Origin of the sequence: Faucicola mancuniensis, assembly GCF_046523945.1 — a bacterium.
GTDB lineage: Bacteria > Pseudomonadota > Gammaproteobacteria > Pseudomonadales > Moraxellaceae > Faucicola > Faucicola mancuniensis.
Map to the genome: position 1 here is coordinate 412,428 of NZ_CP171363.1, position 14,847 is coordinate 427,274.

The following is a 14,847-nucleotide window of genomic DNA, read 5'->3' on the forward strand; positions in this document are numbered from 1 at the left end:
TTTGATAGAATGACTATCAAACTGCATTTTTTCCTTGAAAAGCTGGCGATTTATCTCATTTTTCATTGCAAAAACGTTGTGAACACAGGTTCTAAAAATAACCCTATCAAAGTGAATTTTTTAACCAAAAACCCACTTTTTAGATAAATGAATTGATGCATTATATCAAAACCTTATAAAAAGATAATAGTAAAATTCATCAAAATGGGCAAACTTTCAGCTTTTTTTTGTAAAAAAACAAATATTTTTTGTTAAAATTTAAAAATTGCCAAAAAATTTTTATCGATGTTTCCAAAAATAACAATAAATATTAGGCGATTTTGCAAAAATACGTTACAATAATCGCCATTTTATTTATTTTTCTTCATTTTTATTATTTTTTGCCAAAGGTAGCCATGACCGCATTAACCGAAATCCGCAATTTCTCGATTATCGCCCATATTGACCACGGAAAATCCACCCTTGCCGACCGCATTATTCAGATGTGTGGCGGACTTGATGAACGTGAAATGCAAGCCCAAGTCCTTGATTCTATGGACATTGAGCGTGAGCGTGGCATTACCATTAAAGCCCAATCGGTAACCTTGTATTATAATCACCCAAATGGCAAAAAATATCAATTTAACTTTATTGATACGCCGGGTCATGTGGATTTTTCCTATGAAGTGTCTCGTTCGCTTGCCGCTTGTGAAGGGGCGTTGCTAGTCGTTGATGCGGCTCAAGGCGTGGAAGCCCAATCGGTTGCCAACTGTTATACCGCCATTGAGCAAGGCTTGGAAGTGTTGCCTGTGTTAAACAAAATTGACTTACCACAGGTTGAGCCAGAGCGTGTTATTACCGAAATTGAAGACATTATTGGTATTGAAGCAATGGAAGCCCCACGAGTGTCGGCAAAAACAGGCTTGGGCGTTGATGAATTGTTGCAAGCAATTGTTGAAAAAATCCCTGCCCCTGTGGGTGATAGAGATGCCCCATTACAAGCCTTGATTATTGATTCATGGTTTGACAATTATTTGGGCGTGGTGTCACTGGTTCGTGTGCGTCAAGGCACGCTAAAAAAAGATGACAAAATTTTTATCAAATCCACCAAAACAAGCCATATCGTTACGTCTATCGGTGTGTTTACGCCAAAATCGTTAGAAACCAATATCTTAGAAGCAGGCGAAGTTGGTTTTGTCATTGCAGGGATTAAAGACATTGGTGGTGCACCTGTCGGCGATACTATTACGTTGGCAAAAACGCCTGATGTTGAGAGTATTCCGGGTTTCCAAAAAGTAAAACCGCAGGTATATGCAGGGCTATTTCCTGTGGATTCAAGTGATTTTGAAGCGTTTCGTGAAGCCTTGCAAAAACTTCAAGTCAATGATGCGGCGTTGTTTTTTGAGCCAGATACGTCTGATGCGTTGGGTTTTGGTTTCCGTTGTGGCTTTTTGGGTATGCTCCACATGGAAATTATCCAAGAACGCCTTGAACGTGAATACGATTTAGACTTGATTACCACCGCCCCAACGGTAATTTATGAAATCAAAAAACGTAATGGTGAAGTTATTCAAATTGACAACCCATCAAAACTGCCTGATGTTGGCACGATTGATGAGTTCCGTGAGCCGATTGCTCGCTGTAATATTCTTGTACCGCAAGATTATCTTGGCAACGTGATTACGCTATGTATTGAAAGACGTGGCGTGCAGGTGGATATGAAATTTATGGCGAACCAAGTTCAGCTAACTTTTGACATTCCGATGGGCGAAGTGGTGATGGACTTTTTTGACCGTTTAAAATCGGTTTCTCGTGGTTTTGCATCGTTAGATTACAGTTTTGAGCGTTTCCAAACTGACAAACTTGTGCGTGTTGATGTGCTGATTAATGGCGAAAAAGTGGACGCTTTGGCGATGATTTGCCATGCCAACCAAGTTCGTTATCGTGGCAATCAATTGGTTGAAAAAATGAAAGAGCTTATTCCACGACAAATGTTTGATGTTGCCATTCAAGCGGCGATTGGTAGCCAAATTATCGCTCGTAGTACCGTCAAAGCCCTGCGTAAAGACGTTTTGGCAAAATGTTACGGTGGCGACGTTTCTCGTAAGAAAAAACTGTTGTCAAAACAAAAAGAAGGTAAAAAACGCATGAAACAAGTCGGACGAGTAGAAATTCCGCAAGAAGCGTTTTTGGCTGTATTAAAAGTGGATAACCAATCTTAAGATAAAAGGTAAAGCGAAACGATGGATTTTGATTTTAATTTAATTTTAGTGCCTGCAACCTTGATTTTAGGGGTGATTTGGTTATTAGACAAACTGGTACTTAAACAGAAAAAAACCAAAGGGCTAGAAAAATCGTCTGCACCTGTACGTTGGGCGTATGACTTTTTCCCAATTTTGGCGGTGGTGTTGGTGGTGCGTTCGTTTATCGTTGAGCCGTTTAACATTCCATCATCGTCTATGGTACCGACCCTTTACACAGGTGATTTTATTGCGGTGAACAAATACACTTATGGTATTCGCTTGCCATTAATTAACAAAAAAATCATCAATGTGAATGACCCACAACATGGCGATGTGGTGGTGTTTCGTTATCCAGAAAATCCAAAAATTTATTACATTAAACGTGTGATTGGCGTGGGTGGCGATACGGTCAGTTTTAACAATGGCGTGCTAAGTGTGAATGGCAAAGCCGTCCCTACCGAACAAATCCCTTTTACCGCCGATAAAACTTTGACCGAACAGCTTTATCCAGCAGGGCAAATGAGCAAAGAACAAGCCCAACAACAAGGCGTAGAAGAAGAAACCCACGCCAGTTATACCAAAGAAAGCCCTGCCAATGAGCATGAACATTTGGTTAGACATTTAGGCGACCAAGTCTGGTATCAGTATGCGTCATTTTTGCAAGCCCAATCCCCTACTTTGCTATCATCACAAGGGCAACAATGGCAAATTACCGTACCCCAAGGGCAATATTTTGTGATGGGTGATAACCGTGATAGAAGTGCGGACAGCCGTTTTTGGGGATTTGTGCCTGACGAAAATGTCGCAGGCAAAGCAGTCTATGTATGGATGCACAAAGAAGGTGGATTAAAAATCCCAACCTTTAACCGCAATGGGGTAATTCATTAAATTTGATTGACGTTTTTGTTAGTTTGGGTTAAATTATAGCAATATTTTAACAAATTTTGAGGGCTTTATGAATTTAGCAAATAACCAACGTGGTGGTGTTACCAGTATTGTTTTGATTTTGTGTATGGCTGTTTTGTGTTTTAAAATTGGCTTAGGCATTATTCCTGCCCAAATTGGCAATTATCAACTCAAAAAATCAGTAGCTTGGGAACTCAAAAAAGCCAATGACAACAAAGAAACTGATAAAACCATGTTGAGAAATTTGCAATCTCAATGGAGCATTAATAGCTTCTCAGCAAAACCTGAAGAAGTGATTGAATTTACCAGTACAACACCCGGTGCAATGTCTTTAAAATTAAAATATTCAGAAGAAAGTAATTTTTTTGGCAATGTGTTTATCGTCAATCGTTTTGAAGATGAAATTACCGCAGAAAATGCCAAAGTTGCAACACAATAACCTTAAAACTAGCCTTTGCTAATCATTTAAAAACCCAACAAAATGCTTGGGTTTTTGCTTTTTTATTTTAAAAACACATCTTATGAATACAATACCCAATTTTGATATCAAAAAACTTCCCCCACAAGCCCGTCAATTAACCGCTCTTTTTTATCATATGGGTTATCACTTTGGCGATATCAACTTGCCTTTGCTTGCTTTGATGCACCGCTCTTATGACAGCGAGCATAATTATGAACGACTGGAGTTTTTGGGGGATGCCTTGCTTGGCGTGATTATCGCAGAGGCTTTATTTGAACGCTACCCCACCCATAACGAAGGGCAACTAACTCGTATGCGTGCGACTTTAGTGCGAGAGTCTACCCTTGCGATAATTGCCAAAAACCTACAATTGTCCGAATTTTTGATTTTGGGCGTGGGTGAGCGAAAAGGCGGTGGTCGCCATCGTGTATCTATTTTGGCAGACACTGTTGAAGCTTTGATTGGTGCGATTTATCTTGATAGTGATTTTAATACTGTTAAACAATGTGTATTAAAATGGTATGAAAATGTTTTTGAATTGGTAGAAGAACAAAACGTCTTAAAAGATGCCAAAAGCCGACTGCAAGAGCTATTACAAGCCCATCAATTTGCTTTGCCAAAATACGATTTGCTAAAAACCGAAGGCACAGCCCCCAATCAGTTATTTACTGTCAAATGCACGGTAGCATATACCTTAAAAGAAAAAACCATCATTGAGCAAATCATCGCACAAGGCGAAAGTCGCAGAATTGCCGAACAACGCAGTGCCGAATCTATGCTCACAAATATTAGCGATAATTTACCAAAACTAAAGTGACAATATTTTATTTAAAAATTTATTTTAGTTTTGGTAAAATATTTGATTTAATTTTTCATCGTATGCCAAAAAATCAATGCGTTGCTGTCCGTCAAAAATCACTTCAATGCGATTATCAATCTGTTCCGCACCGCTTGCAATATTCACACTATCATCGGTAAAATTCAGCCGTTGCCAACCTGTTTGTGTGTTTACCACGCCTTTAATGCGTTGATAATTCGGTATTGTCAGCAAAAAATCAGTTAATTGATAAATATCTGTTGTCCAATCTTTTGGCAATTGCCAACCGATAATTTGATAATCGCCAAAATCTTCACAATAGCGAAAGGGCGGTTCGGTCGGCTGTAGTTCTGGCGTGGTTGTGGTTATCGGTTTTGTAGCGTTAAAATTTGGTTTTAAACTAAAAATTTGGCGGTTTGGTTTTGCGGTTAAAAGGCTTGGGTTATCAAGGATTGGGGATAATTGTTCAATAAAATCTGTGTCAAATTTATCGGTTTTTTGCCAAAAAATCGTTGCATTTGCATTCAAATTTTTTATCCAATTAATTAACAATTGTTTGTTATTTAACTCATCAAAACGATTGACAATCACAACATCACTATATTGGATATGTGATTGATAATGTTCATGATTTTGGTATTTTTCTTGTTGCCAATAGCGAGCGTTCATAATGCAAAACCGAGTTTTTAGGCTCAATGCCGTTTGCCAATGCGGTGCGGATAGCTGTTCGCTTAGCTCTTTTGGGTGGGCAAGCCCTGTCGGCTCAATGATAAGACGGTTCGGCTTATGCTCCGACAGTAGGCGGGCTAGGGCGATTTGTAACGGCAATTGGCTGGTGCAACAGATACAGCCACCGCTGATTTCTTTGGTGACGAGATTGACGTTTTTGTTAATCAGCGAGCCATCGATGCCGATTTTACCTGCTTCGTTGATTAAAATCGCCCATTTGTCGTCATGTTGAAAATGGGCGATTAGGTTGTTTAAAAACGTGGTTTTGCCAGAACCTAAAAAGCCTGTAATTAGGTGGGTTGCGGTGTTTTGAATAATTGGGCTTTGGATAATTGTCATATTTTTTGCATTTTTTTTGTTAAAATAGTTTAAATTTTACCATTATAGAAAAAAACCACCCAAAAAATCCACCAATTTTACCAAACTTGACCCTGCAAATACCATAAATAGCCCTGCCAAAATCATGGTTAAACTGGCGATTACGCCTTCGCTTTCGTGGCGTTGTGTCGCCCTTGCTGTGCCAAAACCATGAGATGAATTACCAAACGCCACGCCATTGGCAAGGTGAAAACGAATGCGAGAAATTGCCAACACCATATCGCCAATGACAATGCCTGTCAAGCCTGTCATCAGTGTAAACAGCGTGACAAGCGATGATGAGCCGTGAATTTGTTCCGCCAAATCAATGGCAAACGGCGTGGAAATCGAGCGAGCCATCATACTATGGGTCAATGTCTGGTCAAAATCAAACAGCTTGGCACACATATACGCACTGACCACGCCCACAAACATACCAACAAAAATAGAAATGGACAAAACGCCAATATTTTTAGCAATCAATCGGCGATATTCATAAATCGGTACGGCAAACGCCACAGTCGCAGGGGCAATCAGCTTGGGAATCCAGTCGGTGTCTTGACGATAAGTATCGTAAGAAATGCCAAGCCACAGCATCAGCACGATGGTTACGGTAGATACGGTGATAATTGGATTGAGCCAAAAGTAGCCGTATTTTTTGAATAAATATTTTGCCACGATATAAGCAAAAATCGTCCAAACCAAACATAAAAAAGCCAACATAATTTGTCTCCTTATATATTTTGGGTTGGGTTTACAGATGAACTTTTGGATTTTTTTAACCAACGTTTTTTGACACGATTGGCAAAAATAAAAGTGATTGCCGAGCCGAGCATAACCATAGCAGTGCCGATAACAACTGTGATGACAATCTGCACGCCTTGATGAACAAACAAATCTTTGTACTGTATCATTTCCATCATAAGCGGTAAAAACAGCAGGACAAATTCGTTTAAAATGAGCCTTGAACCGATAGATATTTGTTCAAGTTTGATAATTTTGCTAAAAAGCAAAGCGAGTAAGATAAACAAACCGAGTACGCCTGATGACATGGGTAAGTCAATGAATTTTTTGATAACAACGGAAAAACCCCACACAGCCCCAATAATGCCAATTTGTAGGATTGCTTTGATAAAAGATTGTAAAACTTGATTTTTGTTTGTTTTGTTGTCGGCTTTATTGTCGGTAGTTTGATGAGTACTTAAGGATAAACGAGACATGATAAATCTGATTTTTTAAGAATTGTAATTTTTAGGTAAAATTTTAAACCTATTTTCTTTGATAATCAAGTTGTTATGTTGTTTTTGTTGATGATATTATTTAGTTTTGGTTTTTTATGGTTTATTTTTAGTTTATAATTGGGTGATGGTAGATTATTTTTTAGCATTATAAAGTTTTAAATTTGGGTTAGAAAGTTGCCAATCAATTATTTTGCCATCTGCGGTTAGCAACGTATAATTGTGATAAATAGCAGTCGCTGTAATCAATCGGTCGGCAGAGTCTGGGTGTAGTGTTAATTGGTCAGCAAGAATTCCAATTGAGCCATTGGTAGCAACTTCTTGAAAGCCTTTTAGTAATAATTGACTACGAAATTCTATTGTAGAGATACCCAAGTTAATGCGTTGTTTTCGTTGTAACATTTCAATTTCCCAAAAACAAATCGCAGGAATAGCGATTAATTGTTGAGAAAATTTGGTTTGAATAATATTTTTTGAGATTTCACCTAATTTGTGTAGTTCAAACATTAGCCAAAGCAAAACATGGGTATCAAAAATAATTATCTACTATTCATTAACATTACTCGCAATTAATTGAGATTCTCGCTCGCCATAATCCCAATCATTTTCGCCAATTGGTTCAATAATGACTTGCTTTTCAATAGGAATATCAATCATTAGCATTGTTTTTCTCCAAACATTTTTTGAAAAATCAACTCTCCGCCCCATCAGGCACAAAGCAATAACCCACGCCCCACACCGTCTGAATATAACGAGCCTGTGTCGGATTATCTTCAATCAAACGGCGAAGTCTTGACACCTGCACATCAATGGAACGCTCCATCGCACCCCACTCACGCCCTCTCGCGAGGTTCATCAATTTATCACGAGTCAAAGGCTCTCTTGGGTGCTGAACCAACGCTTTTAGCACGCTAAATTCGCCTGTTGTCAGCGTTACCACATTGCCATCACGTTTGAGAGTACGAGTGGATAAATCAAGCGTCCACGAACCAAACTCAACCACTTCCATCTGCTGACTTGGTGCACCAGGTAACTCACGATTTTGACGGCGAAGTACTGCTTTAATCCGAGCGAGCAATTCTTTTGGGTTAAATGGTTTGCCAAGATAATCGTCTGCCCCCGCTTCAAGCCCTGCGATACGGTCAGTATCCGAGCCTTTTGCGGTAAGCATGATAATCGGAATATCCGAATTTTGTTCACGCAAACGCTTGCAAATACTGATGCCGTCTTCATTTGGCAACATCAAATCCAGCACAATCAGCGAAAACAACTCACGTTGCAACAGTTTATCCATTTGACTGCCGTCATGAGCGGCACGCACCACATAGCCGTCATCTTCCAAAAAACGCTGTAACAACGCACGCAGACGAGCGTCATCATCAACCACCAAAATGCGTTGGCTAAAATTATGTTCAGCATTCACAGCTTCTTGATTGTGGTCTAACGATTGATTTGTCATTTTATTCTCCATGATTATTGTAACAATTAACAAAGATTGATTTATACCATACTTCCACTATATAACTTAAACCAAATTTGTCAATAAATATTTACTTTTCCAAGGCGATTTGCCATAAAAAGAACCATTTAATTGCGTTTGTTCAATCAAATATTCCCTAAAATGCTGATAAAATTCTTTATCAGGCACGGTTGGATTTTGCCAAAAATCATCAAGCGATGATTGATGTGTCAATTTTGGTAAGTCATACAAGGCTCTACCCATGATTTTGGTTGGGCGATTGTGGTACACAGATTGTAAAGCTGTAGTACTATTAATTGTTACCATACCTAAACTATGCTTAATCAAAGTCGGCAAGTGCATATCGCAACCATAATGCACCCGCTCAGCAATGCCAAGATTAATAGATAATTGTTGAATAAAATCGCCATATTGCCGATGTGCTCTATCTAAAGGGTGATGCTTGAATAACAATTGTTGGTTTTTATCAGAAAAACCAGCAAAACTTGTTAAAACTTCTTCAATAAAATCAACAACATCTGCATAATCACTGTGGAAGGTAATTTGTGAATCGTTATAAACCTGTAAACTTACCAAAAAATACTGATTTAACCAAGTCGTTTCGCATTTTTTTTGTAATTTTTTATCGGCAAAATAACCAAAAGCCTTGATAAACGGAGCTTTTAGCCAAGTTATCGCCTCTTGCCAAGCCGTCATGCCACGATAATGATGATAATTTGGGTATTTTCTGCGACCACATTGTTCAACAATATAGTAAACAATTGCTGACAAACACAAGCGATAAAACCGATTATTGGTAAACAAAGGTTTATCATTTGCCTTTTGTAAATGGGAAATTTTCTCAAAATCCAATTGCGAATAGGCGTTAATGCCGTCTTGTTGCAATGTGATATAATCTGGACGAAGATAGCCTTCTTCAAATACAAAAAATTGCGTGTCAGTCGCTTGGCAAATCTGCGATGCCACCGCATGATGCGGACGACAATCACCAAAACATACTACCGCATCAACTTGCTGATTTTTGATTAAATTTTCTAAAAAAATATCAAAATTTTCTAAACTATCTTGATAATTATAAACGTTGGTTTTATGTTGATAAAAAAAGGCATCCCCTGCATTCAAATTGATTTTACTAACTGTTTTGCCCTGTTTTTGCAAAAAAGAAGAAAATCGGCTAAAAAAGTCCCCCATCTTGCCTTGTATCAGCAAAATGTGTTGATTTTTTAGCAGATTCTGTAAAGATTTTGCCATTATTGATTGGGTCGTCAATTATAAAATATGAAAATGATATGATGTAAAATTTTTGCGTATTATAAAACGTTATCTCATTGATTTCTTTTGATAGATTGTAAAATAATATGTCTGGTTTGCATCAATTTATGGTTAAAAATCGGCTTAAGTTCATTTTTTAACGTTGAAAATAGGTTGCGATTGGATTTTTGTTCGGTTTTTTGTCCGTTTTGTGGGTATAAAAAATCAATCACATCTTCTACTTGTGCCAATCCATAACCGTTTGGAATAGAATACAATGGATAATCAATCAAACTAGCATAAATCAACTGATTTAAGGTCAAAGCCGTTTGCCGTTGTCGGCGTTGTTTTGTCGCTTGAGCGGTCGGATTTGTCGCTTTATCGGTAGTTAAACCAAATCCTGCATAAAACGGCAAGCCGTAACAGGTTACTTTTTTACCACGCAACAAGGCTTCAAACCCTGTTAATGAGCTGATTGTATGCACTTCATCAACCACATCAAGACATTCGGCAATATGAATATCCAATACCACTTTATCGGCAAATTGGTTTATTTTGTCGTCATCAATTTTGCCTGTGCGTAGCCCTGCTTGCACATCTGGGTGCGGTTTGTAAATGATAAAAGCGTTCGGATTGTCGGTTTTTACTTGTTTTAGCAAGTCAAAATTGGTTTTTACATCGCTCGCACACAGCTTGACCGACATATCGTCTTCAACTTGCCCCACTACCAAAATTTTGGTTTTTGTAGTATTAATCAATAATTTTTTGTTTTTACCAACATTATATTTACTAACTTGTTGCGTTAATAATTTGTTAATTAAATGCTCAATGCGTTGATTTTGTTCGTCATTTAACAAATTGATTTTTATCAATAAATTTTCTAAATCACTCGCTTGTGTCGCATTATAATAAATGCCATTTTTATCAAGCACAACTGACAACGGCTCAATCAAATTCGCCCCCAAGCCATTGGAACGAATAAAACCGTCTTCCATACAATAAATAACGGCTGATTGATTGTTAAGTTTTTGAATTAATTGCTGTTTTTTGGCAAAACCCCACACCAAAAACGGATTGTTTTTTGGAAAAATAAAATGATTTTTATCGGTTAAAGTGCGTGGTTCTAGGCGTGGTTTTACAAAAATATTTACATTGGCGGTTTGCAAATAATTTTGTACAAATTGTTTTTTCCAAAAACTCACATGATAACTCGTCAAATGTTTGGGAAAATTATCTCGCCAATGCCGATTGGTAACCAGCCAATTTATCGCTTGCGTTATATCGCAAGCCTTGCCTGTGGCAGGATTAGCGTAATGACTGTACGCTATATAACACGCATAAAAAAGCTCAAGTATAGTCGGCTGTTTTTGCTCAAAACGTCTTTTTTTGGCATTTCGATAACGTAAACTTTGCACAACATTTGTTAAATAATTATCGTCCGTCAGCCCCCAACCTGCATACCAAGACACACCAAAACAATGCACTTTTTTGCCAAGCCCATTTTGTTGAAAAAGTAGGGCTTCAAACCCCATGTGCGAACTGACCGTATAGACTTCGTCCATGACTTCTAGCAACTCAATCGGATTGACATTTTCACGGATTACTTGGCAATTGTTTGGTAAATCCAATTCAGTTAAATAGCCGATTTTGCCTGCTGGGTGGGCTTTTATCCAGATTTGTGCGTTGGGGTGATTTTGGCAAGCGGTTTTTAGCATATTGGCAAAATCCTGTTCATTCGCTCCTGCACCGCTGATAGATTGGTCGTTGGCAACTTGGTCAATTAACAAAATATGTTGCGTGTTTTTGTCAAAATTTAAATTTTTTAACGTGTTGTTTTTTGCGGTAGTGTTATATTTTGATAAACGTTCTGATGTAATTTTTTTAATTAAATCAAGTGCTTGTGTTTTTTGTTCATCAGTTAAAACCGTTTGACAAATCAGATTTTCTAGCAAAGACGGCTTGCTACCATCAAAATAAATGCCAATCGGGTCAATCACCACGCTACAAGCGTAACGGCTCGCCTGCCCTGTATCCAGCGACCGCAAAAAACCGTCTTCTAACGTCAAAACAGGCGCGTTAAAAATCGTGCCGAGTTGCTTGGCTCGTGTAAAACTTTTTTTACGTCCCCAACCGAGCAGAAAATCAACTTTTTTTGGATTTTTTAGTGATAATTGAATGATTTGGGGTAAATTTTCATCGTTACAATTGGTATTTTTTTGTTGAAACGAACGCAAATAAGCCAACAATAATTGGTTATTTTTTACAATACCGTTGCCGATTACGCCGTATTTCATAATTTACCTTAACTATTTTTTAAATTATTTTGCAAAAAAATCATTTGGGCGTATGCAATATGCCCCTACACATCAATAAATTTTTGCTAAAATCACGCCTTTTTTACCACGCTAGATTTCAATTTCATCGCCCCAAAACCGTCAATTTTGCAGTCAATGTCGTGGTCGTCTGGTGCGTCATAAATCAAGCGGATTGATTTGACTTTTGTGCCGACTTTAATCGGTGTGCTTGAGCCTTTTACTTTTAAATCTTTGATGACCGTTACCGCATCGCCATCTTGTAGCACGTTGCCGACTGCATCTTTTATCACAGCTTGCGTATCATCGCTTTCGCCATCTTGCCATTCGTGGCTACACATCGGACAGATGAGCAAATCGCCATCTTGGTAGGTATAATTTTCATCGCATTTTGGACAGTTTGGTAAACTCATAAATTTTTCTCAAAAAATAAAAGTGCTATTGTAACCGATTTTGAAAAAAACTTGTAATTTTTTGCGAAAAACCCCAAAATAATCGTGAAATTTTTATAAAAAAATCAAAACACAGGGGTAAAAATCATGACAAATTTTGTGCAATTTCAATTAACAGGCAATGCCAAAAGTACCGACAGTTTGGGCGATTCTGCCAAATTTTTACAAGGGCAAATCACCGCCAATGTCAATAAAATTGACAAGCATTTTTTACCGACTGCGATTTGTAATTTAAAAGGGCGTGTGTTGTTCGGCTTTTGGTTAAAAAAAATAGAAAACGGTTTTTTGATTGTGTTAAGCGATGATTTAGCCGATGATTTTGCCAATCATGTCAAAAAATATGGGGCGTTTTCCAAAATACAATTAAACGAAAAATCACCAATTTACCCCACAATTATTGATAACTCACCCACTTTTAGCGATAATTTAGCCGATGAAAATTGGCAAGATTGGCAACAATTAAGCATCGCACAAGGCAATTATTGGATAACCAAAACCACGTCCGAGCTGTTCCAACCGCAGGAATTACGCCTACATCAGCGTGGTGGCGTGGATTATGACAAGGGCTGTTATATGGGGCAAGAGATTATTGCTCGCTTGTGGTTTAAAGCCAGTCCAAAGGCGTGGTTGCACCGTGTCAGCATGGCAAGTGAAAACGATTTTACCGACAAAATTCAAGTGGTTAATCAAGTGCAAAATGAAAACGGCATTGAAGCCTTGGTAATCGCTCGCCCAGAAGAATTGGCAAATGTAAAAATTTTGGATTTGCCAAACGAATTGCAAAAATCGGTGGCTCGTGAGCATTAGTTTTTAACAACTAAATTTTAGCAAAAATTTTTTTAACTACTTTTGACAAGAATTTTATCATTTTTTTGCAAAATTTTTGCGAAAACGTTTTGCCAAATTTGCAAATTTTTAGTAAAATTCTTTTTTACCTGTAAGCGAATTTGATTTATGACAAAATTTATCTTTGTAACTGGTGGTGTCGTGTCGTCTTTGGGCAAGGGCATCACCGCTGCCTCTGTTGCTGCTATCCTTGAAGCTCGTGGTTTAAAAGTAACCATGACCAAACTTGACCCCTATATCAACGTAGACCCCGGCACGATGAGCCCGTTTCAGCATGGTGAAGTGTTCGTAACCGAAGACGGTGCGGAAACTGACCTTGATTTGGGCTATTATGAGCGTTTTTTACGCCATAGCAAAATGAGCCAACGCAATAATTTTACCAGTGGTCGTATTTATCAAACGGTGCTTGAAAAAGAACGCCGTGGCGACTATCTTGGCGGTACAGTGCAGGTGATTCCACATATTACCGATGAGATTAAACACCGCATTATCCAAAGTGGCGAAGGCTATGATATCGCTATGGTTGAGATTGGTGGTACGGTTGGCGATATTGAAAGTTTGCCATTTATGGAAGCGGTGCGTCAGTTACAAGTAGAGCTTGGGCGTAATCGTGCCATGCTTATGCACTTAACGCTTGTGCCGTATATTTCTAGTGCGGGCGAAAGCAAAACCAAACCGACACAACATTCTGTTAAAGAGTTACGCTCCATCGGCTTGCAACCTGATGTGCTGATTTGCCGTAGTGAACAAGCGGTGAGCGAAGACAATCGCCGTAAAATCGCTTTGTTTACCAATGTGGAAGAACGTGCAGTTATCATGTGTGAAGATGCCCAAAGCATTTATCAAATTCCTAAAAAATTGCACAATCAGCACCTTGATGATTTAATTTGTGAACGTTTTGGCATTACTGCACCAGAAGCGGATTTGTCCGATTGGGACAAAGTTACTCAGTCGCTGTTGAGCAATCAAGAAACCGTTACCGTTGCGATGGTTGGCAAATATGTCGAACTGCCAGATGCATACAAATCGATTAACGAAGCCTTGCTTGCCGCAGGGATTCAAAATGATGTCAAAGTCAATATTGACTATGTAGACGCCGAAAAATTAGAAACCGATGACAGCTTGCTTGAACAAGTCAAAAAAGCCGATGCGGTGCTTGTTCCTGGTGGTTTTGGTGAACGTGGTACGCAAGGCAAAATGAAAGCTATCACCTATGCACGTGAAAACAATGTGCCGTATTTGGGCATTTGTTTGGGTATGCAGTTGGCGGTGATTGAGTTTGCTCGCAATGTGTTAGGACTTGAAGCCAATTCAACCGAATTTGACAAAAAAACCAAAGCACCTCTCATCGGTCTAATTACCGAATGGTTTGATGAAAAAGGTGAGTTACAAATCCGTAATGACAACTCAGACTTGGGTGGCACAATGCGTTTGGGTGCTCAAAAAGCTGAATTGGTAGAAGATACCAAACTTCGCCAAATCTATAGCTCGCCTGTGATTACCGAGCGTCATCGCCACCGTTATGAAATGAACGGTCGTTATATCAACGACTTAGAAAGTGCTGGTATGAAAATCTCGGGCTACTCTGCCAAACAGCATTTGGTGGAAGCAGTGGAAATTCCGAATCACCCTTGGTTTGTGGCGGTGCAATATCACCCAGAATTTACCAGTTCACCTCGTGGCGGACACCCATTGTTTAACAGTTTTATCCAAGCGGGTAAAACCAAAAAACATCAAGGTTAAAACTCAATCATTTAGCCAAATAAAAACCCATCAA

At 38.6% G+C, this 14,847-nt stretch carries 14 protein-coding genes; 6 read left to right on the forward strand and 8 right to left on the reverse strand.

The window, feature by feature from the left end:
• The first annotated feature begins 395 nt into the window (after positions 1–395).
• From lepA to rnc, 4 genes are all read left to right on the forward strand, one after another.
• Positions 396–2,201, forward strand: coding sequence for a translation elongation factor 4 (gene lepA, locus ACGTJS_RS02045; protein WP_410472662.1), 1,806 nt, complete (start codon positions 396–398; stop codon positions 2,199–2,201).
• 21 nt (positions 2,202–2,222) lie between these two features.
• Positions 2,223–3,110 (forward strand): signal peptidase I, encoded by an 888-nt coding sequence (gene lepB / locus ACGTJS_RS02050; protein ID WP_410472663.1) that lies wholly within the window; start codon positions 2,223–2,225, stop codon positions 3,108–3,110.
• A 67-nt stretch (positions 3,111–3,177) separates the two neighbouring features.
• Positions 3,178–3,567, forward strand: a complete 390-nt coding sequence (locus tag ACGTJS_RS02055; protein WP_410472664.1) for a DUF4845 domain-containing protein — start codon at positions 3,178–3,180, stop codon at positions 3,565–3,567.
• An 82-nt stretch (positions 3,568–3,649) separates the two neighbouring features.
• Entirely contained in the window at positions 3,650–4,405 is a 756-nt protein-coding gene (rnc, locus tag ACGTJS_RS02060; protein WP_410472665.1) for a ribonuclease III, read from the forward strand.
• A gap of 24 nt (positions 4,406–4,429) precedes the next feature.
• Here rnc and ACGTJS_RS02065 read toward each other — a convergent pair whose 3' ends face one another.
• The 8 genes from ACGTJS_RS02065 to ACGTJS_RS02100 form a co-directional block, all read right to left on the reverse strand.
• Positions 4,430–5,473 (reverse strand): CobW family GTP-binding protein, encoded by a 1,044-nt coding sequence (locus tag ACGTJS_RS02065; protein WP_410472666.1) that lies wholly within the window; start codon positions 5,471–5,473, stop codon positions 4,430–4,432.
• Between the two features lie 42 nt (positions 5,474–5,515).
• Complete coding sequence (locus tag ACGTJS_RS02070; protein ID WP_410472667.1) at positions 5,516–6,214, reverse strand: LrgB family protein; 699 nt, start codon at positions 6,212–6,214, stop codon at positions 5,516–5,518.
• Positions 6,215–6,225: 11 nt separating this feature from the next.
• Positions 6,226–6,711 (reverse strand): CidA/LrgA family protein, encoded by a 486-nt coding sequence (locus ACGTJS_RS02075; RefSeq protein ID WP_315040774.1) that lies wholly within the window; start codon positions 6,709–6,711, stop codon positions 6,226–6,228.
• A gap of 153 nt (positions 6,712–6,864) precedes the next feature.
• Entirely contained in the window at positions 6,865–7,272 is a 408-nt protein-coding gene (locus ACGTJS_RS02080; protein ID WP_315040887.1) for a type II toxin-antitoxin system VapC family toxin, read from the reverse strand.
• Between the two features lie 148 nt (positions 7,273–7,420).
• The gene (gene ompR / locus ACGTJS_RS02085) at positions 7,421–8,188 is read right to left on the reverse strand and encodes a two-component system response regulator OmpR (RefSeq protein ID WP_315040776.1); all 768 of its coding nucleotides are present in this window, start codon (positions 8,186–8,188) and stop codon (positions 7,421–7,423) included.
• A 66-nt stretch (positions 8,189–8,254) separates the two neighbouring features.
• A complete protein-coding gene (locus ACGTJS_RS02090) occupies positions 8,255–9,460 on the reverse strand; it encodes a capsular biosynthesis protein (RefSeq protein ID WP_315040779.1) in 1,206 nt (401 codons plus the stop codon).
• Positions 9,461–9,534: 74 nt separating this feature from the next.
• Positions 9,535–11,754 (reverse strand): capsular polysaccharide biosynthesis protein, encoded by a 2,220-nt coding sequence (locus ACGTJS_RS02095; protein ID WP_410472668.1) that lies wholly within the window; start codon positions 11,752–11,754, stop codon positions 9,535–9,537.
• A gap of 92 nt (positions 11,755–11,846) precedes the next feature.
• The gene (locus tag ACGTJS_RS02100; RefSeq protein ID WP_315040782.1) at positions 11,847–12,185 is read right to left on the reverse strand and encodes a zinc ribbon domain-containing protein YjdM; all 339 of its coding nucleotides are present in this window, start codon (positions 12,183–12,185) and stop codon (positions 11,847–11,849) included.
• Between the two features lie 126 nt (positions 12,186–12,311).
• On the opposite strand from ACGTJS_RS02100, the gene ACGTJS_RS02105 reads away from it, so the two are divergent.
• Both ACGTJS_RS02105 and ACGTJS_RS02110 read left to right on the forward strand, forming a co-directional pair.
• Positions 12,312–13,031, forward strand: coding sequence for a YgfZ/GcvT domain-containing protein (locus ACGTJS_RS02105; RefSeq protein ID WP_410472669.1), 720 nt, complete (start codon positions 12,312–12,314; stop codon positions 13,029–13,031).
• Positions 13,032–13,178: 147 nt separating this feature from the next.
• Positions 13,179–14,813: a CTP synthase gene (locus ACGTJS_RS02110; RefSeq protein ID WP_410472670.1), complete on the forward strand. Its 1,635-nt coding sequence runs from the start codon at positions 13,179–13,181 to the stop codon at positions 14,811–14,813.
• Positions 14,814–14,847 lie beyond the last annotated feature (34 nt).

What these genes read in the sequence shown, in the direction of transcription:
- ACGTJS_RS02055 (WP_410472664.1), top strand. Translation starts at nt 3,178, where the DNA reads ATGAATTTAGCAAATAACCAACGTGGTGGTGTTACCAGTATTGTTTTG.
- ACGTJS_RS02100 (WP_315040782.1), bottom strand. Translation starts at nt 12,185, where the DNA reads ATGAGTTTACCAAACTGTCCAAAATGCGATGAAAATTATACCTACCAA.
- ACGTJS_RS02110 (WP_410472670.1), top strand. Translation starts at nt 13,179, where the DNA reads ATGACAAAATTTATCTTTGTAACTGGTGGTGTCGTGTCGTCTTTGGGC.
- ACGTJS_RS02065 (WP_410472666.1), bottom strand. Translation starts at nt 5,473, where the DNA reads ATGACAATTATCCAAAGCCCAATTATTCAAAACACCGCAACCCACCTA.
- lepB (WP_410472663.1), top strand. Translation starts at nt 2,223, where the DNA reads ATGGATTTTGATTTTAATTTAATTTTAGTGCCTGCAACCTTGATTTTA.
- ACGTJS_RS02105 (WP_410472669.1), top strand. Translation starts at nt 12,312, where the DNA reads ATGACAAATTTTGTGCAATTTCAATTAACAGGCAATGCCAAAAGTACC.
- lepA (WP_410472662.1), top strand. Translation starts at nt 396, where the DNA reads ATGACCGCATTAACCGAAATCCGCAATTTCTCGATTATCGCCCATATT.
- rnc (WP_410472665.1), top strand. Translation starts at nt 3,650, where the DNA reads ATGAATACAATACCCAATTTTGATATCAAAAAACTTCCCCCACAAGCC.
- ACGTJS_RS02075 (WP_315040774.1), bottom strand. Translation starts at nt 6,711, where the DNA reads ATGTCTCGTTTATCCTTAAGTACTCATCAAACTACCGACAATAAAGCC.
- ompR (WP_315040776.1), bottom strand. Translation starts at nt 8,188, where the DNA reads ATGACAAATCAATCGTTAGACCACAATCAAGAAGCTGTGAATGCTGAA.
- ACGTJS_RS02070 (WP_410472667.1), bottom strand. Translation starts at nt 6,214, where the DNA reads ATGTTGGCTTTTTTATGTTTGGTTTGGACGATTTTTGCTTATATCGTG.
- ACGTJS_RS02095 (WP_410472668.1), bottom strand. Translation starts at nt 11,754, where the DNA reads ATGAAATACGGCGTAATCGGCAACGGTATTGTAAAAAATAACCAATTA.
- ACGTJS_RS02090 (WP_315040779.1), bottom strand. Translation starts at nt 9,460, where the DNA reads ATGGCAAAATCTTTACAGAATCTGCTAAAAAATCAACACATTTTGCTG.